A 20287-nucleotide genomic window follows, 5' to 3' on the forward strand; every position below is an offset into this window, starting at 1 on the left:
GCTCCCCTTTTTTTTGCGCGCAATTCAGCGGGTGGGGCGCAAGCGCCCCGCCCTGGTATGTCGATCAGAACGCCATGCGCCACTGGCCGGTTACGCCGTGATTGCGGCTGTCGGTGCCGATCTCGCCAGACAGGCCGACGCCCAATGTGTGGCTGTTGGAGACCGCCAGGTCAAGCCCGGTGTCGAGCATCAGACTGTCGCGATCCAGCTCTGCGCCATAAACGGTGTAGTCGCGGCCGCCCTTGTCCAGACGTTGCCGAGTGCTGGTGTAGGTATCGCCATAAACGTGTTTCCACCCTGCGCTGAATCGCGGGGTCAGGCGCATGCCGTTATTCAGCGTACTGACGCTTGCCATGCGCAGGCCGAGGGTGCTGTTGATGTTGCCCTGGGACTGACCATGAACCTTGAGCGCCGCATCTCCACCTTTCTCGGTGTAGCCGTCGCGCTGATAGCGCTGAAAACCAACACTGGCGAACGGTTCGATGAGGGTGTCTGCGCGGCCCAGGTTGTAGCCCATTTCGGCGAAGGCCTGCTGGGTGCTCGCCTCGTAACTGGCTTTGAGGCGATTGCTGAAACGGTCGAACTCGACTTTGCGTTTGGTCCGGCCTTCATGGCTGCCCCAGTTCGCGCCAAGCCTCATTGAGACTGGACCGCTTTGGCGCAAGGCGTATGCGCCCAAGTGCCAACTGTCCAGATTGCCGTCCAGTTCATGGCTGTCCATGCTCGTGGTTGAGGTTCCACCCAGCAGTCCCAGACGCCACTCCTCGTCGACACGCCAGTCCGCACCCAGCAGAAGGCCCTTTGTGGAATGCTGCATCGGCTCGAAGTCGCGATCGAGTTTGCCGCCGTGGCCGAGGGCTTGCAGCCAGACCCTGCCGGAGTCAGCTTTTCCGGCCGCGTGGCGCGGAGATTCTTTCTGGGTCCCGTGGATTCCATCGAGTTGGTGCATGGCCGATAACATGCTGGCGCTGACCGGCGCGACACTGCTCAAAGTCGCCTTGGACAAGTTGGCGTTGCCACTGCCGGCCAGTTGTTCGAGGGCGATTGCCGCCGTGGATTTACTGGTCGTGAGCAAAGCCGCAACCGCCGTGTTTGTCGGGGCGACTGGAGCGGAACTGGCGGCTGAGACGGAGTGGATGGCTGAGACTGGCGCTTTGCTGGAGGGTGGTTGAAGAGCCTGCACGGTTTTCCCGGGCTGATTTTGCTCTGGGGTTTGCGCAGTTACAGGAGGCGCTGGATTCTTCGCTCTGGGCGGATTTTCCTGAGTGTCGGCTAACTGTTGCGGCGGTGCAGGCGGCGCCTCAATGCTCTCGGCAACAGCGCTGGCGTTTTCCGTGGTAGCGGCTTCTTCAAGGCGCACATCGTTGCGGGTGTAAGACAGACCGACACGCTTGGGATCGTCGTAATCGAGGGTCGGAGTCATGTAGGCCAGATTATTCTCGACCGTACCGAACCGTCCCTCGACATTGCCAGCCACAAGAATCGTATGTTGGCTGCTTTGCGGGTAGTCGCCGGCACTGACCAGTCTCAGGGTCGCATCGCCCAGTACGGCAGTGCCGTCGACGATGATGGTCGGGCTGTCGCCGGCGGCATCGACGGAATACGCGAGGACGGCAGAGCTTGCCAGCGTCAGATCACCCTTGACCCTCGGTGCTCCGTACACCTCATCCACCGAAAAGCGTCCCTGAATATTCAGGCCACTGACCTCGCCATTACCGGCGAAATGACCGTTCTCATGCACATCCACGGTGCCTGCAATGTTTCCCGAGTGGGTGAGATCGCCACCGGACTGCACGATCACGCCGCGTTCGATCATGCCTTTGTTGATCAATATGCCTTCAGTGACCGCGTCGCCGAGGATGGTTCCTTCATTTGTCAGCTGGGCTTTGGAGTGGACCAGTACACCGCCAGTGAAATCTGCGGGGCCTTTGCGCGTCCATTCACCTTGCTTGACCTCCAGTCCCAGGAAGTTATGCGACTCGCCAAGCTTTCCGCCCTTGGGCCCATCGAGCTGAATAAGGTTGCCGCCACCGCCACCGTCAATCACTCCGGAATAGCTGGCTCGAGATTTCACGCTAATCAGATCGTTCGCTTCACCCGCTTTCAGCAGGAAACCGTCGACGACCTTTGTCGCGTTCTTGATCTCATGAGGGACCTTATCAGGGTCATTGATAACGGTATCGAACGCCGATCTCAGTTGCACCGGCACTTGCCCGGCCGGCATTTCAGGCTCGAGAGCGGTCTCTTGCGCCAGAGAGATTCCGGCGTAGCCAAGCGTCAGTGTGATCGCAACAGCCAGTTGGTGAAGTCGGTATGTATGTCGAGCAAGCATCGGTTCAACCTCCGTGTTGGGGAGGTCGAACTTTAAGACGGGACCTGTAGACGCCGATGTCAGGCCGTTCTGCCAATCCTGCGGGGTTCGGCGACTGGATCGGGAGGAAAGCAGCTCGTTAGTTTCAAAAAGCCGCTTTTACTTCGATGAAGCGCTGCCTTTGCCTACAGCCCGCGCTGAAATATTGATTGGCGAATCATTGGGAGCTCTACTACTCACTGCGCTTCAGCCTGCGTAGGTTTCGAAAACTGACAAACTCGACCATGTGGGTATATCTGCATTATTTTGCGTCTACTATGGGGTTGAGTCAGATAAATCTGCATTTTGTTGCACATATGCGCGTAGTTTTTGGCCTTGTGTGCACTATATTGCGTATGCAGCCTTTGAAACGCTTCGACCGCACTTAGATGCAAGTAGGAAATATGTACGACCTGACATTACAGATCTTCGCGGCCGGCCAATGGCACGACGCGATGGTGTTGAATTTCGACAAGCCTGAGAAGGGCTTTGAAAGCCGTTGCAGTTTTGGTTATGAGACGGCTTACCTGGTCGAAAACATTGATGCTGTCGGATCTCCTTTTTCCAAGGCAGTGAGTGCGCTGTTTCCTTTGGATTGGGAGGGTCGGCGCTCCAACACTCCTGCATTTGTACATGACATTGCCCCGGCGGGAGCCGCCAAAAGGTTTCTGCTCGCCCACCTGGGGTCAGAGAAACCTGTAGATATCAGCTCCGATCTTTATCTGCTAGGCCGCAGCACGCCAGCTCCGATCGGCAATATGCGGATAAAAGAGTCAGTCGAGGCTGTTGATGAGCGCAAGCCCATCGGGTTTCAGCGCCAAGAGGTCGTCAGTCGTGACAATCGGTTTCTTGAATACGCCTACGAACTGGGTGCTGCGATTGGCGGTGCAACTGGGGCTGGTGGTGAGGCGCCGAAGCTTCTGCTGGCTGAGAACAGGGCTGGTCTCCTATATCCCGATGCAGTGCTGGATGATGAAGACGTCAGTCAGCATTGGTTCGTAAAGTTCGCCCGCAATAGAGGAGGCCTGACAGACCAAGACATCCTCCGCAGCGAATTCCACTACTACAAGGCTCTGCAAACGCTTGGCATTGAAACGGTTGCTGCTGAAGGGCTCGCATTAGAGGAGGCAATCAAACCCAGCCTCTGGATGCAGCGCTTTGATCGCAGCGTAACGAACGGGGAAGTCACGCGTTTTGCCGTCGAGTCAATTTACTCGCTGGCTGAGGTGACTACGCCGGGAAGTGCGATGAACCATATGGATGTCATTCGTATGCTCGCCGGACTCTGGCGTGACGCAGGCCAAGGGAGTCAGATTCCGGCTCTGGTGGCGGACTATCTACGTCGGGATCTGATCAACAAAGTTCTCGGCAACTCGGACAACCATGGGCGCAACACCGCAATCATTCGCGACGTGGATTCGTTTCGCTTGGCACCCATATATGACTTGGCGCCTATGGTCATGGATGACGAAGGGGTGACCCGCACCACAAAATGGCCAAGAGATCTGGAGAGGGCCGGAGATGTCGATTGGCGAGGCGTTTGCCGCGCATTGGCGGACATAACCGATCCGGATGACCCATTGGCTGCATTAGCTGATTCGCCGGATTCTTTCGAGCGTTTACGCGAGGATGCCGAACGCTTGGCGGCGCTCCCGGACATTTTGACCGCCAGCGGCTTGCCTGACCGGACAATGAATCACCCAGGCGTTCACCTGAAAAATCTGGAGCAACGTTTGAAAGAGTGGGATTTGAAATGAGCATGACTGTTGCCGAGCGCACTCTGCTCATTGAAAGCATTCAAGAGGGATTGGCTCAAGGGACGCTAGAGATTGGTGAAGCCGTTCGGCGTTTGCGCGTGGAAGTGACTGGGTTGCATCAGACTCAATTCGCCAAGATGTGCAAAATCTCGGTGCGCACGCTGGTGCATATCGAGCACGGAGAAGGCAATCAAACGCTGAAATCATTAAATGCCGTATTCCGCCCATTCGGGTTGAAGATGGGCGTGGTGCGGATTCGCCGTGATAACAGTTGAACCCGCAACGCACTTAATTTCGATCCAGTTTCAGGCGCGGCACTCAACCAACCCTTTCACCTGCCCCGACACCGTCTGATTCTCATCGCTCAGCCACTGCTCAAACCCTGCCGCAATCGCTGGCCATTCCGAGTCCAGAATCGAGTACCACGCGGTATCGCGGTTCTGGCCCTTGACCACCATGTGCTGGCGGAACACGCCCTCGAAGCTGAAACCCAGACGTTCGGCGGCATATTTGGAGCGGGCGTTGGCGTTGTTGCATTTCCACTCAAGGCGACGGTAGCCCGTGGCGAAGGATTCCTTGGCCAGCAGATAAACCGCTTCGGTGCTTTTCGGCGAGCGCTGCATCGGCGCGCCGAAGGTCACGTGGCCGATTTCGATGCGGCCGTGCGCCGGGACGATCGACATCAAGCTGAGGAGACCCTGCACCTGGCCGCTGACGCGGTCGATCACGCTGAAGAAATACGGGTCGCTGTTGGCCGCGTGGTTGTTCAGCCAGTCGTTGAAGACGCTGCGTTCCGGGAACGGGCCGTAGGGCAAATAATCCCAGAGTTTCGGGTCGGCGCCGGGGCCTTGCAGGGCGTTGAACAGTTCGTCGCCGTGGCGCGTCGGGTCGAGTTTTTCCAGGCGGATGAAGCGGCCTTCGAGCAGGGTGGCCGAGGGCGGCGGGGCGCCTTTCCAGTCGGCGGGAGAAATTGTCATGTGCAGCACTCCTTAAATGGCTTTGCGAAACTGGATGAATCCCGGGCGCTCGGCGATGCGCTCGTAGAGCTGGATCGCGGTGGTGTTGGTTTCGTGGGTCAGCCAGTGCACCTTGCAGCAACCGTCGGCCTTGGCCGTGGCGTAAACGTGTTCGATCAGCAGGCGCCCGACGCCGGTGCCGCGAGTTTGCGGTTCGACCAGCAGGTCTTGCAGGTAGCAGGAGTTTTCGATGCTCCAGTTCGAGCGATGGTAGATGTAATGCACCATGCCTAGCGCTTTGCCGTCGGCCCAGGCGAGCGCGGCGTGGGTCGGTTCGCTTGGGTCGAGAAAGCGTTGCCAGGTGCTCTGTGTAACCGGTTCGGGCAGCTCGGTGTTGTAGAAACGCAGGTAAGCCTGCCACAGCGGTAGCCAGGCGGCGTAATCGTCGGCCGTGACCTGGCGGATATCGATCTGACTCATGCTGGTTTCCTTAACGCATCAAACGGGAGAGGGTTTGGTCGGTGAGATCGGGGCTGGCGGCCAGCCCTTCGCGCACGCCGGCGATGTCTTCGGCACTGCGGTTCTGGCTGAGCTTGCGCTTGCCTTCGAGGCGCTCGATGGGGATCGCAAAGCCGACGATGGCCTTGAGCATGCCGTCGATGTAATCGGCCGGTGCGTCGGCCACTGACCATGGTTGGGCGCGACCGGCCTCATGGCGGTCGGTGAGGGTGCTGACGATATCGAGCAGTCGCCCGCCATCGCTGAAGGTTTCAGCGTGGCCGTAGGCGTGCACGGCGATGTAGTTCCAGGTCGGCACGACTTTGCCGTGCTCGGCCTTGCTCGGATAAAAGCCCGGGCTGACGTAGGCGTCGGGGCCGGTAAAAATCAGCATGGCTTCGGCGCCGTCGCGCAGGTCCTTCCACTGTGGATTGGCCTTGGCCAGATGCCCGTAGAGCGTGCCGTTCTGGCCTTGTTCACAGTGCAGCAGTACCGGCACATGGCTGGCTTGCAGGCCTTGCTCACCGTGGGTGACGAGAATGGCGAGGCGGCTGGCGAGGATCAGTTCGTGCAGTTGGGACAACTCATCGATAGCAAAAGCGCGCGGCGTATACATGCAGAAATTTCCCTTGGCGAATGGCCCCATCCTAGGCAGGCTATTGGTCTGTTGTAAGAGCCATTGATGACCAATTTCATAGGTCCATTGTCATGCCCGATTCGTCCACGCTGTCGATGCCATTCAATCCGGCGGGTATCGAACTCGACCGCCGCAAAGGCCTTAGTCTGCAGCTCTATCAAGCGTTGCGCCTGCGTGTGCTGGACGGTCGCCTCGTTAGCGGCACGCGACTGCCTGCCAGTCGTGATCTGGCGGCAGCGCTGAGTATTTCGCGCAACAGCGTCGTCCGTGCCTACGACCAACTGTATGCCGAGGGCTTCATCGAAGGACGGGTTGGTGACGGGACTTATGTCGCTCAGTTGCCGCAATCAGGACTCGCGGCAAAAAAACTATCCACAAAACTGTCCACAGGCTTTTCAACAGGCTTACCCACAGCCTTATCCACAATTTCGGCTAATTCCACTGGGATTCCATCCAGTAAAGTTATCCACAGTGGTGCGTTGCAGCGTCTCGAAAACAACCATTTATCGACGCCGCCGACGGGGCCACCGCGCGCATTTCGCGTCGGCATTCCGGCCTTCGATCTGTTCCCGTTCGACGTCTGGGCCAAGCTCAACGCGGGGTTCTGGCGCAAACCGGATTTGCAGCAGCTGTGTTACGGCGATCCGGCCGGTGATGCACGTCTGCGCGGACTGATCGCGGCCTATTTACGCAGCTCACGCGGGATGCAGTGTTCGGCTGAGCAAATTGTGATCACCAGTGGCGCACAGCAGGGAATAAGCCTTTGTGCACAGCTGCTTGTCGAGCCCGGCGCAGGTGTGGCAATCGAGAATCCCGGCTATCGCGCGGCCGGTCATGCATTCGCGGTCGCGGGTGGGCGATTGCGCGCAATTGCGGTGGACGAGGAGGGCATTGATTGCGCCGCGCTGGCCGCCGCCGAGGATTGCCGGGTGGCCTATGTCACGCCGTCTCACCAGTACCCGACTGGCGTGGTGATGAGTCTGGCGCGGCGTCTGGAATTACTCGCGTGGGCCGAGCGCACCCAAGGCTGGATCGTCGAGGACGACTACGACGGCGAATATCGCTACACCGGCGCACCTTTGGCGCCGTTGGCCGCGCTGGATCGGCAGGGGCGTGTGCTGTACGTCGGGACGTTTGGCAAAGTCGCGTTCCCGGCGCTGCGTCTGGGCTATCTGGTGCTGCCGCCGGGGTTGGTGCAGGCGTTTTCCCAGCGGCGTGCGGTGGATGTCCGGCATTCGGAAGTGAGCACTCAGGCAGTGATGGCCGAATTCATGGCCGCCGGGCACTTCCAGCGACACATTCGGCGCATGCGCCGCGCGGCACTGAGCCGCCGTAATGCCTTGCTCAGCGGTTGGCCGCAAGATCTGGCCGGCGTCGGCAGCTTGCCGGCGGTGTCTGCCGGGTTGCACCTGACGGTGCAAGTCGACAGCGTGGCCCGCGAGCAACAGTTGATCGCGCAAGCCGCCAGCGTCGATGTGGAGATCAATGGTTTGAGCAGTTACTGGTTGCCAGATTCGACAACCCCAGTTGATCAGCGCGCCGGTCTGGTGCTGGGGTTCGCCGCGGTGCCGGAGCCGGCGATCGAGTCGGCTCTGACACGCTTGCGTCAAGTCTGGCGCGGATAGTCAGGGTTTCGCCGCGTGCGGTTTTAGAAACAGGTCGCGCACCTGCGGGTCGACGATCCGCCGTAGCGCATTGTCCACGGCGTCGAAGCTGTTCAGTGTCTGGCGTGTCTTCGCATCAAGTGTCAGCAGATACGCATCGGCGAATTTCAGATGAGCAGCCGTGTACGCATCGTCCGCGTCGGTCATGTGTTCGTAGTGGAAGTGCGCCACCCACAACGGCTTGCCGCCATTGGCCTGGTCGAGAATCCGGTACTCCTGAAAGTAATCCCCGCGATGACGGGTGCGAATACGTCCGCGTTCGTCCTTGACCACCTCGACCTGTGCATTGCTCTGCAACCAATGGAAATACGCTTCCCGAGGTTTACGTTGCTTGAGCATTGCCGCGTAGGTGGTGATGCCATCGGCATGGGTGCGAGTCGCGCCTTCGCGCAAATCGTCGCTGAGGGACGCAATGGGCAGTGGATCCGCTTTGCTCACGCTTCGTCTGGCGATTGCCATGTCGACGTCACTCGCGGTCTGCTTCAGCCGTGCGACTTGCTGTTCGAACAGGTCGCGAATATCGGCCGGGATGCGCCCTGGTCGCCGGGCATCTTCGCGGGTCTTGCGATTGAAGTCGTCGATGTGCAGATTGAGCTCCATCGCTGCTGAAATCAGCTCTATGTCATCGCTAGGCGCGGTTGGTCTGGGCCGTTGCGAGGGGAGTTTGACGAACGCAGTTTTTTCGTCCGAATCGCTGCTCTGAGAGCCTGAAGAGTTTTCGCCGGTGTCCGGGCGCGGGCGGCTTTTGCTGACTTTCACCCGAGGCTGTGAAGTGGAGGGCTGCGGTTCAGGCTTGACGGGTGCGGGCAGTTGCTCCTGCTCGGGCAGTTCGGCGATCAGGCGTTCGCGCGCCAGGGCGTGGAATTCGTCGATCAGCGTGCGGACCCGGTCGAGCCGCGCTTGAATAAACATCTTGGGGTGCGCGGCGGGCAGTTGGACGACGCGCTCGTCGAGGCTGGCGAACAGATCGTTCCACTGTGACAACTGCTCGATGCGCCCGGCTTGCCCGGCGGAGCCCACAGCGGTTTTGCTCAGCAGGATCAGCTCATGGGCGGCGTCTGCAGCATTGGCGGTGATGATGCCGATCGCCTCACGCGCGGCGAGCATCGCGGGGCCAGGTTGCTCGTTGACCGAGCGTTCATAGGACATGCCGATTTCATTGGCTTTGAGATCGAGCGGACCGAAGTCCGGCAGTAGACCGATCAGTTTTGCCGCGACCGTTTTGGCTTTGCCCGAGTGGCTGCTCAGCACTTGCGCGGAGCGATAGAGCGTCTCCAGAGTGCCAATCATCGCGTCACTCAGCGGTATCGCCGCATTGGCAATCTCGATGTGCTCGCTGCGAGGAATAGCAATCTGCCGGGTCGTGCTGTCGATGAGCTTTTGTGTCGCATTGGCGTACATGCGCATTTTCACCCGCAGCCACGACCCCAGGCAGCGATGCTGCTCCGCCGTCAGGCGCATCAGCTGTGACTGGTGCAGCAACGCAGCGCCTCCCGCGTTGTGCCAGATATCCAGTTGCTCGAGCGCTGCGGTGTAGTCGCTGCCGAGCTTCATGGCCTGATCCAGATAGCGCGTGGCGGGTGGCGTAAATCCAGCTTCAGTGGTGACGCTCGGCAGGGACACGAGGGCGTGCAGGAGTTGGCGTTTTTCTTCTGGCTCGCGTTGGGCAAATTGCTCCAGTGCGGTCCATGCGCTATTCATCCGTTGTTCCTTGGCGCGCCGCAGAGCCTCGATCCGGCCCTTGGGCATGCCGCCGCGCAAGCGCAACTTCGGGTCCCAGTGCCAGCGCCCGGCAGTGCTGTCGTATTTGATCGACATGCCGCTGCGCAACGGATTGCCCGGATCGACGATGTACACCAGCGTTTCCTCAATTGCCGCCACCTGGAACCAGCGGCTGCCGACCGGGGTGCAGGTTTTGCCGTCGAGCGTGTAGAGATGGGTGACTGGAGATGCACTTTTTCCACTGAGATCCGGCAAAGGTATCTTGAAGCTGTCGAGCATGGCCAAAAAGCGCGCGCTGGAATCGGGCCGCAGCAAGGTTCCGGGTTCGAGCTGTGTGAGATGGCCGACGGGCAGATCGCCGACGATGGGTATCGGGTCGAGCGTGACGGCAGGTGTGACCGTTGGTGAAGGCAGAGCCGGATGGTCGGCCAGATCTTCGGTTTCAGGCGATAGCTCGACAATCTCCTGGACGGCTTTCAGGTGCGGCAGCAACGAGCGGTTGCGCCGTGCGACAGCGTGTTGCGTGAGAATCATGCCCAACGTCAGCAGCACGTCGGCAGTGGATTGCCAGACCACGAGGTTATCGTCGCGCTCGTGGGCATCGATGGCCTGCTGGATCTGCGTGATGGTCTGCCAGACCCAGACAGCGGTGCCCGCCGCGCCGCTCATGAAGTTTGCGGCCACGTTGAACAGCGCCCAGCCGCTGTCTGCCGCCAGCGCCCAGCGCCGCTCGCTATTGGACTGCGACTGACGGTCGGCGAGTTCGACCAGGGCCTGACTGTTGGCGCTGTACAGCGCTGCGAGGATGTCACCGGTGAGGGGCGCGTTGGCGAGGTCGATCGGGCCGGTCAGATCCAGGTGCATGAACGGCTCGACGGCCAACTGCGTGACGATCCAGGGCGAGGGCAGGCCCGTCGAGAAAACGTACTGCGAGTACTCGAAGCTCAGTGCTGCACTGCCCAGCCAGGCAAGTACCGAATTACGTAATTCGCCAGGCTGGTACAACGCGTACATCAAATTTTGCAGCGACGCGAATTGCATCAACGGCATGTCGAGCATCGGCCGGTACAGCAAGCAGGGACCTTGACGGTGGTCTCGCGGACAGATGACGAACATGTTGGTGACGGTGTCTACGCGCCCGCTCATTCGCCGACGCGGAGCGAAGGCCAGCGGCCGGATGGTCACCGGATGTTCGGCATCCGGCTGTTTGCTGGTGATCGAATCCATCAATTGGCAGACGTAGCCGTAACCCCGCTCATCGACGCCGCCCTGCCGTTTGAGTTTGTATTCAAGTGCCAGTAACGGCAGCAGCGTCGGCAGTTGGCGCAGGTAGCGGGTCTTTTGCCTGGCTGCGCGGACCGCATCGTCAATGAGGGTACGTTTGATCAGTTGCGGGTATTGGCCTCCGATGTCGACCTCCTGCGCCTTGGCGGTCAGAAAATCGACTGTCAGCCAGCCCGGTACCGCACGTGCATCGGTGAAGGCAACGGTGGCTTGATACGGCGCAGCATTCTGCAGGGCGAATTCACCGAGGGTTTCGCGCACCCGGTCAAACGGATTGGGCAGGGTGAAGCCGGCCGTTTCCAAGCTGTTGGTTACCGTGATCCGCAAGTGTTCCAGCGGCAGGTCGGCGGCACCTTCGGCAGTTTTATCGGCGATGATCGCCTCGCGCATTTTCTGCTCGGCGTACGGCTTGATCAGGGGGATGTCGTCATCAGTGTTGTCCGCGTCTTCGCGCAATGTCCCCAGGTCGGCGATGCAGGCGCTGTAGGCTTGCAGGTCATGGATGGAGCCAGCGTGCAGCCAGCCGGGAATGGCCTGCTCCAGCTGCTCGACGCGCGCTCGTTCAACCGGGTTGAAGCGGGCGCGGTTCTGCTGGCCGGAACCGGCACGGGCAGCAATGGACTGACTGCCGGGATCCAGTGCTTCAATGGCCCCCAACTGATTGGCCACCAGCGCCTGGGAGACGGCGTCGAAAACATTCCCTGCGGGTTCGATCAGGCGCCATTTGAAGGATCGGCCGGACAGATCGGGGTCCAGTCTCCCGGGCAGGGACTCGCCCAGCGCTGTCAGTGAGTCAAACGACTCATAGCCATCGGCGACGGTGTACATCAGGAACCGCTCGCGCTTCTTCACCGTCGCCGTCAGCACCAGCGCTCCGGCGATGAGCAGGTGCACGGTGTCGCTGCCATCCATCAGGTCGATGTCCAGCAGGCAGGCGCGTGGCCCGGCGAAATCGCTGCTTTTCGGGCGTTCGGCCTTGTCAGGGTGTTGCGCAACAAATCGCGCCAGTGCGCAGTCGTCGGCATCCCAGCCGCTGGCCGATTGCACGTCCGCGGCCGCGCACAACAAGTCGGACAGCTCCTGCCAGCGCGGTTGTTTGCTCGCCGACTGATTCCAGTAATCGAGTTGGCGCTGCTGATATTCAAGGAACAGGAACGGTGCGTGATCGTTCATCAGTGCGGTGACGTCATCCATGCTGACCGCCAGATGAATCGGCGGATTCGCTTTGGGCGTGAGCGTCAGAAAGTGCTCGCCTTCAATGTAATCGGCGGTGGTCTTGAGCACGCTGTGCTGGATGAAGGCATGGGTCAGTGACTGCAAGTCGAAAGCCTGGGTGTTCATCTGTGCTGCGCGCATGTCGCGCAACGGTGTCGCGAGCATCGTACGTTCCGGGTCGATGAGCAGTTCGGGGTAGCGTTTGAGCAACGCTTCCTGGAGCAGCGCTGTAGCGACCTGATGCAACGAGAAACCGCGACCGGTGAGTTCGACCAGGCGACTTTGTTTGAGCAGCGGCGCAGTGACGGACGGGGTCATGATTTTGTCCCGTGGGAGGAGGTGGACGGCGTGGCCGTTTCAGGTGTGAAAAACAGCGAAGCGGCCAGTGCGCGGCTGATCTCGCTGCGATAAATGGCGATCAGTTCCTGGGTGGCGCTGTCGCGATCGACCTGGCCGCCGAGCAGTCTTTGCGCGGCAGTTTTCAAATGCGCGGCGGTGTAGGACCCAGCGGGGTCGGTGGCATTGGCGTAGTGGAAGTGCGCGTACCACAACACCTTGCGGGTCTTGTGATCGAGCACTTCGTACTCATCCAGATAATCTCTGCCCGGCCCTTTGAGTCGACGTCTGGCGGTGGATCTGGCGATGTCGACTTCACCTTTGCTCTTGAGCCATTCAACTCGCGCCGCAGTCGGCGGTTGCTCCTTGACCATGCGGATTCGGGTACTGCGGCCGGTGTCGTAAAGTTCGCTGGCGGCGCTGGTGAGGGTGTCGCGCAATGTGGTGGCCGCGTCGTTGCGCTCTTCTGTGCGGTTGCTCGCCAGCAGCGCCTTGTCGATGGCCTTGACCACGTCGCCGAGACGCGCGGCGTGCTGGTTATAGATCTCCTGGATATCCACCGGAATTCGTTGTGCACGGCTGACGTGCGCTTGCGTGCGGCGTTTGAAATCCGCGAGACCATCAAGCAGCGCCTGCCCGTTCGTGAGGCTGTCGGCCAGTGTGGCCGGAGTTTTTTTCGGCCCTGCGGACGCTGTAACTCTGCGCAGCCAGACTCCCGGGGTTTTCTGGTGAAAAGTGGCGATCACCTTGCCGGTCAGTGGCGCTTTCACGTCCACCAGATCAGTGTCCTGGCCGTCAGCACTTTTGCGCGACTCACCGACAACCGTGCCTTTGTAGCGGGTCTTGATGATTCTTTTTACGGGCGCCGCTGCAGGTTTCGATGGGCCGGGTGTCGGCTCGATCAGACGCCGCTCCTGCAACAAACGGGTCAGTTCAGACACCGCGTCCTGACTGAATTCGGCTACGCGTACGCGGATATGCTCGAGCCGATCGCCGATGATCTGTTGCGGGTATTCAATCGCCAGATCGCTGAAGCGTTGATCGATGGTGGAAAACTGCTGCGCCAGATTGTCCATCGCCTCAGTGCGTTCGCTCAGGTTATGCCAACTCTCATCACCGCTCAGATCCAGCGCACTGCGGATGTTGACGCTGGCGTCGTTGATCAGCTGGTCGAGTGCGTTGCGTGCCTGTGCTACGTATTGCGTCGTTTCCTCCTTCAGGCACGTTTGCTCGGCCAGGGTGATCTGTAGCAATTTCAAATCATTGAGGCTGAACTGCGGAAGTTTCGCCTTGCGCTCACGGCTGATCTCGCATGCCTCCTTGCCGAGCAGACCGAGCTCTTCAAGACGCGATTGCGCGAGTTGCAGTTTTTCGATGATCCCCTGAGTCAGGTCAGCCATTTTTTCGAAGTGCGCCGAGCGCCCGGGTTGCGGCGCTGACGCTTCTTCGTCCAAAAGCTTGAGGGTTGCGTGCAAGCTGTCGCGAAAGTCCTTCGAGCGCTGATCAAGCCAGGATTGCGCCAGAAACAGCTGGTGCGACAGCCGCTCGACCATGGCCGCGCGATAGCTGGGGACACTCTCCAGAGCGTTCAGCGCCTTCAGTTGCTCGGTGTGGTCGGCGTACTCCCTGAGCTGGGAATCGAGGGTTTGCAGGAAGTAATCGCGCGCGCCGTCAACGGCTGCCGGCTGTGCTGACAGCATCGCCTGCCGGGCATTGAGCAACTGGGCCTGCCTGGCGTCCAGAGTTGCGTCGAAGGCTGATATTTCGGCCTTTTTCTGGCTCAGACGTTGTTTGTTGTCTTGCTGCATCTGCTTGCGCCTGCTGCCCAGTCCACCGCCGCGCAAGCGCAGTCGCAGATCGATGAACCACAGGCCTTTGGCGTCATGCGTCAGCAGCGGCCCGTTGCGCACCGGTTGTTGCCGCGAATCGATAATCTGCACCTGCTCATCGTCGTTGAGGCTCACCTCGAACCAGCGTTCGCCGACGGGCGCGTACCACGTTCGCAGATGGGCATAGAGGTGGCGGTGCACACCGTCAATGGCGGGGCTGGCGAGCCCTTCGGGTTTTTCGACTTTCAGTGTGTCGAGCAGCGTCGCCAGCAGCGGACGCGAGCGACTCAGCGCGCCGATGGTGAGCAGCGAGGTTTCGTGTGCCGCGGGAAATTCCGCGCCACTGACGTCTGCCAGTTGCGTCACCGTGAGCGTCCGGGCAATGGCCTTTGGCGGTGGCGTGATGGCTGTCGGGCGCCGTGCCTGGCGGGTCGATGCCGCGCGGTGCGCGAGCACCGTGCCGAGGGTCAGGAGTAAATCGGTCAGGGCCGACCAGTCGACAGCGCCGGGCTGTTCATTGCGTGCGTCGATCAATGCTTGCAGGTCATCCATGATCTGCCAGATCCACGCGGCCGTACCGATACTGCGCCCCAAAAACGGCAAGGCCGCGTTGAACAGCATCCAGCTCCCGCGTTTGAGTGTGGCCCAGCGCGCTTCGGCGTTGGACACCGATTGCCGGTCGGCTTGAGTGATCAGGGCTTGCACGTTGGCGTCGAACAGCGTTGTCAGCACATCGGTTTCGATGACGTTGTTGTCGGCCAGAGTGACTGCGCCGGTCATGTCCAGCGCGATGGTCGGATCGACCAGCAATTGCGGCACGATCCACACGGAAGGCAGGGTCGCGGGGAACACGTATTGTGAGTAATTGAAGCGCACGCTGTCGGGTAGCCAGGCCAGCACCGCTTGTTTGAGTGTGCGCGAATGTTTGATCGCATACAGCAGATTGGTCCGGCTCGGATACTGCAGCAATGGCGGGTCGAGCAGCGGTCTGTAAAGCAGGCACGGGCCCTTGTCTGCCTGACGTGGCCCGATGACGAACATGTTGGCCACGGTGTCGACCGTGTCGTTGCTGCGATGGGCCATGAACGCCAGCGGGCGGATCACGATGGGCTGGCCATCCACCTCGCGGGCACTAGCGTCAGTGGCAAACGCGGCGACGACATAACGGTAACCTCGCTCGTCCAGTCGTGCTTCACCGCGGATTTTGTACTGCAGCGCGAGCAATGCCAGTTCAATCGGCAACTGATGGGCATACAGCTGACGCAGGGCAGGCGCTTCGCTCGGGTCGTCGATCAGCCGGCGTTTGAGCATCGCCGGATAAGTGCGTCCGATGTCGACAGCCGTCACCAGGGTTTCAAGATAATCGGCCGTCAGCCAGCCGGGAATCGGCGTGCCGTCGACATGGCGCACGGTTTTGATTCCCGTCGGCAGCCCGGCAAGGTTTTGCAGTGCCAGTTCGCTGAGTGACAGGGTCAGGGTGTCCATCTGCCCGGGCAAAACGAATGTGCCCCACACCACCAGGCTGGTGATGGTGATCTCGATGTTTTCGACCTGAATAGCTGCCGTCGCCGGATGATCCTGGCGAATCCGTGTGGTCAGCGCCTCCACCGTAAAGGCGTGGAGACTGCTGACCTCGCGCTGAAAGGTTTTGCCCTTGTTGCGGTTTTGCACAACCGCCAGATCAAGCAAGTGGCGGCTGTAGCAGGCCTGATCAGCGGCGGATGCGCGGTCCAGCCAGCGCGGGAGCAATGGTCGCAGTTGTTCGAAATACTCCTCTGGCTGCACGGCCGTTGGCAGATCGGTTACCTCGTCGGCCACAGCGCTGGTGCCGACGGATGGAGAGACACCGAACGAGCCGATGACATCCGTATCCAGCGCTATCAGCGTACAGGCTTGATAATCGAAGAAATTGCCTTGCGGCTCGAACAGTCGCCATTGCAGATGATTGGCCTGAGTGTTGTTTTCCAGCAGTTTGACCAGAGCCTTGCCGAGCGCATCGAGCGAATCAAAGTGGCGAAATCCCTGGGTGATCGAGTGCGTGGCGATCAGCGTGCGTTGACCCGAGGTCCCCACCAGCACCGCGATGGGCAGCACGTCCAGGTGCGTGCGTTCGGTGGTGTCATCGCGGTCGATGTCGATCAGGCAGGCGCGAATCTTCAACTTGTCGTCGGGCAGCCGCTGTTGCTTGTCGGGAAAGCGGTACACCGCCGCGGCCATGGCCAGTTGCTCGGCGTCCCAGCCCTTGGCATCGGTAATGTTCCACACATTGCGCAAGGCATCCGAGAGTTGATACCAGCGCGGTTGTCCGGGGCTGGTGGCGGTGTTCCAGTAGTCGACCTGTTGTTCCTGATAGGCCACGAACAGCAGCGTGGCGAGCTCGTTGATCAGGCGCCCGACCGCATCGATTTGCACCGGCAAATGCAGGGCCGACCCACCGCCCGTTTGCTGGGTGAGGAAATGCTCACCATCGAACCAGGTCACGCTGCTGCCGTAGATGCCAAGTCGCACCAACACGTCGGTGAGTGATTCAAACCAGTCGGGGCCGGCTGCGACGTGATCTCCCTCAATGTTCCATGTGGGCGTCGCAACCATTGCCAGCTGCGGATCGATGTCGAGATTCGGGTACAAGGTTTTCAGTGCGTGGCGCAGGGTGTTCGAGGCGGTGTCCCTGAGCGTAGGCCCGGACACCAGTTGGGTCTGCAGATCGATGACGTCAGGCTTGGAGATTGCGGACATGGCCGTTCCTTCTCTGTCGGTGGCGGCGCTCACCAACAACGCCGGAGTCGGAGCAGACTAGAATCCCGGCCACGGCCCGGTGCGGTACATAGATATCGCAGGCAAAAAAAGACCCGCTAATGCGGGTCCTGGTCTGATGGGGAGAGCGGCTTCAGCTGACGGACTGGCCTTCAAAACCTTGCAGCACGTTCACCGCATTGATGCCGATTTCTTCTACCGCGTAACCGCCCTCCATGACGAACAGCGCAGGTTTACCGAGCGCGGCGATGCGTTGGCCCATGGCGAGATAATCCGGGCTGTCGAGCTTGAACTGCGAGATCGGATCATCCTTGAACGTATCGACACCCAGCGACACGACGATGACGTCGGCGTCGTAACTTTCGATCTCTTTGCAAGCCTGTTCCAGCGCGGCGCTCCAGGTTTCCCAGCCAGAACCGGCCGGCAGCGGATAGTTGAAGTTGAAGCCCTCACCCGGACCTTCGCCCGGCTCGTCTTCATAACCGAGGAAGAATGGAAATTCTGCTTCCGGGTGGCCATGAATCGACGTGAACAGCACGTCGTTGCGCGCATAGAAAATCGACTGGGTGCCGTTGCCGTGGTGATAGTCGACGTCGAGGATCGCAACTTTTTTATGGCCCTGATCGAGGAACGCCTGCGCGGCAATCGCGGCGTTGTTCAGGTAGCAATAACCGCCCATCAAATCTGCGGCGGCGTGGTGTCCCGGTGGACGACAGAGGGCGAAAGCCGCGCGCGCGCCACGCTGGATCTCGGCCTGTGCGGTCAACGCCACTTGCGCCGCGCTGTACGCTGCTTGCCAGGTACCGGCGGTGATCGGTGCGCCGCCGTCGAAGCTGTAATAGCCGAGCTGGCCGTGCAGGCTGACCGGTTTTATCGCGCGCAAGGTGCGTGTCGGCCATGTATAGGGCAACAAGTCGCCGTCAGTGTTGAATTCGGTCCAGCGTGCCCAGGCACCTTTGAAGAAGTCGAGATAGTCACGGCTGTGAATACGTTCGATCGGCCCGAGACCGAAATCCTGCGGCGCCGCGACCGGGCCGAGGTTTTGCTCCTTCACCCGTTGCAGCACATGGTCGGCACGCGAGGGCATCTCGAAGCACGGCTTGAGCTGGCCATCGATCAGTTCGCAGCGGCCGTGGTGCAGGTGGTGATCGTCCGAGTAGATCGTCAGCATTTGTTGTTCTCCGCAGGGCTGATTCGGTGGCCTGTAGTGTCGCGGCGGATGCTGATTCGGAGAACGGCAGGAGCGGCCAAAAGGGGATTGATCTGGCCAAAACCGCTGACCGGAATTCGCCCCGCTTCGCGCAGAGCCGGCGCCCCTGCGCAGGGCGCCGCAGGAGGCTTCAGCGGCCGGTTACGGCCTTGTCTGCCTCGGGTGCATGGCGCTCGAGAGCTTCCAGCAGGTCCGGTCGTTGACGTTGGCCGATGACTTTGCGCAGCTCACTGTAGGCGTCTGCCGAGCACTCTCGGCCCAAAGTCGGGTCAGCACCCTTGTCCAGCATCAAGGTGAACAGTTCAAGCGTCTGCTGCTGATTGAGCGCAAGTCCCAGCTCTTCGCGAGGCGCCTGACTGGCCAGCAGGAACAAGGCTGACTGGGTTCGGTCGCCTTCAGTGCAGCGTCCTCTTGGATAGACCAGATTGAGCTTTGCACCCGCTTCGACCAGACGTTTTGCCGCCGGGTAATTGTTGCGATAAATCGCTTCGTACAGCGCGGTTTTCTGCTCTCTGTCCTCGCGCCGATCAAGGTCTTGTGGATAGTTGAGCAGCCAGTTGAACGCTGCAGAGTCTTTGACTGAAGCTCGCTGCATCAGCAGGGTTTGGCCGCTTGCGTCAGGCTCGTCGATGGCTGCACCAGCGGCCAGTAGAAATTGCGTGCGCTGCGCCCTCTCGGGGTTGGCGTCAGCCTTGATGTCTTTGTTGAATGCCTGCATCACCAGCGGTTCGCTGCCATTGATTCCGCTGGTCGCAGCGCCACGTTCAAGCAACAGACGCGCAATCGGGAAATTCGGCGCGTCCAGTGCACGCAGCAGGGCACTGCGGCCATCCTCGCCCAGGGTCTTGGCTTGAAGGCCGCTGTCGAGCAGTTGCCGCACGCGTGGTTCGTCCTGATTGTCGACAGCCTCAATCAACGGCCACTGGGCCTGGCAGGCCTGCGGGTCGGCCTGGGTGAGGCCGAGATTTTTCAGTACACGCTCAGGAACACTCAGATTGCGTTGCAGACGCAGCCCACAGTAGATCCGGTAATACTCCTGCGCCAATGCGTAATGCGTGGTGTAGGCCGGCGACTTTTCATAGGCCTTCCACGCTTGGTCCGCGAGGTTCAGATACACCGGAATGCGTTGCGGTGCGCGCCGTACAACCTCCAGCAGCCATTGCCGTGAACCCTCGTCCGGCGCCAGTTGGCTCTTCCAGTAGGCAATGTCATTGAGCTGGCCGATGAATTCCGGCTGATCGGCACCGATGCGGCGAAAGTCCTGATTCAAGAACAGCTCATCGACTTTCTTCAGTCCCGGCCCTTTGTCGCTGGCCGTGCTCAGTTGCCGATGCAGCTCCCAAAGTTGCAGGGCGCCGTCGCCGGCAAGGTATGGTCGCGGATCGACTTCGATGCTCAGCGGTGCGTCGGGCACGCGGTAGCGCATGGCGTTGCGGGCGCCTTCGATGCCCTTGAGCCAAGAGTCGAGCACTGGGGCAGGGGTGTCCTGCAACGGCTGGAATGACAACAGGTGATCGTTGCGCACCCGACCCAGGGCGAGCAGCGGCGTGCCGGGTGCGCGCCAGTCGATCAGCAGATAGCGCTTGCTTTCCCAGCCGTTGGTTTTGGCGCACTCGAAACTCAGGGTATCGACCACGATGCCGGGCGCGATATCGGTGCGAGCAGCCGACGTGCCCAGATTCAGATACTGAAATTCAGTGATGCAACTGCGAAACTCGTCGCCGCTGAGCAGCGGGATCGGCCCCAGTTTATGCAGGCGCTCGCGGTAGTCCTGATCGCGATAGACGTTCAGGTAGAACAGACCACGAAAGCCGCTGAGCAAACCCGTCAGCGGCGTTGCAACACCGGGCGTTTCGGCGGCGGCTGGAATCGGGATGATGGTGCGGGCGTACTCGGGTGCATCGACCACAGCTTTGGGTGGCAGCCCCCACCAGTTCAGTTCAATGGCGTTGGCGGCCATCGGCAGGTTGAGCAGAACAGCGAGCAGCACAAGGTGCGCAGAGGAACGAAAAAAGGCCATCAAGCTAAAACGCCGGCGACATGATTGGCCGCGTAATGTAGTGCAGTCGCCGGCG

11 protein-coding genes are annotated in these 20287 nt (G+C 60.4%); 3 read left to right on the forward strand and 8 right to left on the reverse strand.

The window, feature by feature from the left end:
• Positions 1-64 precede the first annotated feature (64 nt).
• Positions 65-2332, reverse strand: coding sequence for an autotransporter outer membrane beta-barrel domain-containing protein (locus ACP7EE_RS03675; RefSeq protein WP_426233565.1), 2268 nt, complete (start codon positions 2330-2332; stop codon positions 65-67).
• 422 nt (positions 2333-2754) lie between these two features.
• On the opposite strand from ACP7EE_RS03675, the gene ACP7EE_RS03680 reads away from it, so the two are divergent.
• Both ACP7EE_RS03680 and ACP7EE_RS03685 read left to right on the forward strand, forming a co-directional pair.
• Positions 2755-4107 (forward strand): HipA domain-containing protein, encoded by a 1353-nt coding sequence (locus tag ACP7EE_RS03680; RefSeq protein WP_426233567.1) that lies wholly within the window; start codon positions 2755-2757, stop codon positions 4105-4107.
• Positions 4104-4382: a helix-turn-helix domain-containing protein gene (locus tag ACP7EE_RS03685; RefSeq protein ID WP_426233569.1), complete on the forward strand. Its 279-nt coding sequence runs from the start codon at positions 4104-4106 to the stop codon at positions 4380-4382. Before ACP7EE_RS03680 ends, ACP7EE_RS03685 begins: the two co-directional genes overlap by 4 nt.
• A 30-nt stretch (positions 4383-4412) precedes the next feature.
• Here the strand turns inward: ACP7EE_RS03685 and ACP7EE_RS03690 are convergent, their stop codons facing one another.
• The 3 genes from ACP7EE_RS03690 to ACP7EE_RS03700 are packed head-to-tail and all read right to left on the reverse strand — an operon-like array spanning position 4413 to position 6177.
• Positions 4413-5084 carry a GNAT family N-acetyltransferase gene (locus ACP7EE_RS03690; protein WP_426233571.1) on the reverse strand — a complete coding sequence of 224 codons (672 nt, stop codon included), beginning with the start codon at positions 5082-5084 and terminating at the stop codon, positions 4413-4415.
• A 12-nt stretch (positions 5085-5096) separates the two neighbouring features.
• Complete coding sequence (locus ACP7EE_RS03695) at positions 5097-5543, reverse strand: GNAT family N-acetyltransferase (RefSeq protein WP_426233573.1); 447 nt, start codon at positions 5541-5543, stop codon at positions 5097-5099.
• A 10-nt stretch (positions 5544-5553) separates the two neighbouring features.
• Positions 5554-6177 carry an FMN-binding negative transcriptional regulator gene (locus ACP7EE_RS03700; RefSeq protein ID WP_426233575.1) on the reverse strand — a complete coding sequence of 208 codons (624 nt, stop codon included), beginning with the start codon at positions 6175-6177 and terminating at the stop codon, positions 5554-5556.
• A gap of 92 nt (positions 6178-6269) precedes the next feature.
• On the opposite strand from ACP7EE_RS03700, the gene ACP7EE_RS03705 reads away from it, so the two are divergent.
• Positions 6270-7823, forward strand: coding sequence for a PLP-dependent aminotransferase family protein (locus ACP7EE_RS03705; protein WP_426233577.1), 1554 nt, complete (start codon positions 6270-6272; stop codon positions 7821-7823).
• Here ACP7EE_RS03705 and ACP7EE_RS03710 read toward each other — a convergent pair whose 3' ends face one another.
• The 4 genes from ACP7EE_RS03710 to ACP7EE_RS03725 all read right to left on the reverse strand — a co-directional run bounded on the left by ACP7EE_RS03710 (position 7824) and on the right by ACP7EE_RS03725 (position 20232).
• A complete protein-coding gene (locus ACP7EE_RS03710) occupies positions 7824-12401 on the reverse strand; it encodes a dermonecrotic toxin domain-containing protein (protein ID WP_426233580.1) in 4578 nt (1525 codons plus the stop codon).
• Positions 12398-16984, reverse strand: coding sequence for a dermonecrotic toxin domain-containing protein (locus ACP7EE_RS03715; RefSeq protein WP_426233582.1), 4587 nt, complete (start codon positions 16982-16984; stop codon positions 12398-12400). Before ACP7EE_RS03715 ends, ACP7EE_RS03710 begins: the two co-directional genes overlap by 4 nt.
• Positions 16985-17135: 151 nt before the next feature.
• Positions 17136-18173, reverse strand: coding sequence for a histone deacetylase family protein (locus ACP7EE_RS03720; protein ID WP_426233584.1), 1038 nt, complete (start codon positions 18171-18173; stop codon positions 17136-17138).
• A 169-nt stretch (positions 18174-18342) separates the two neighbouring features.
• Positions 18343-20232 carry an ankyrin repeat domain-containing protein gene (locus ACP7EE_RS03725; protein ID WP_426233586.1) on the reverse strand — a complete coding sequence of 630 codons (1890 nt, stop codon included), beginning with the start codon at positions 20230-20232 and terminating at the stop codon, positions 18343-18345.
• Positions 20233-20287: the final 55 nt, after the last annotated feature.

The sequence above is a fragment of the Pseudomonas sp. TWP3-2 genome (assembly GCF_049897765.1).
Taxonomy (GTDB): Bacteria; Pseudomonadota; Gammaproteobacteria; order Pseudomonadales; family Pseudomonadaceae; genus Aquipseudomonas.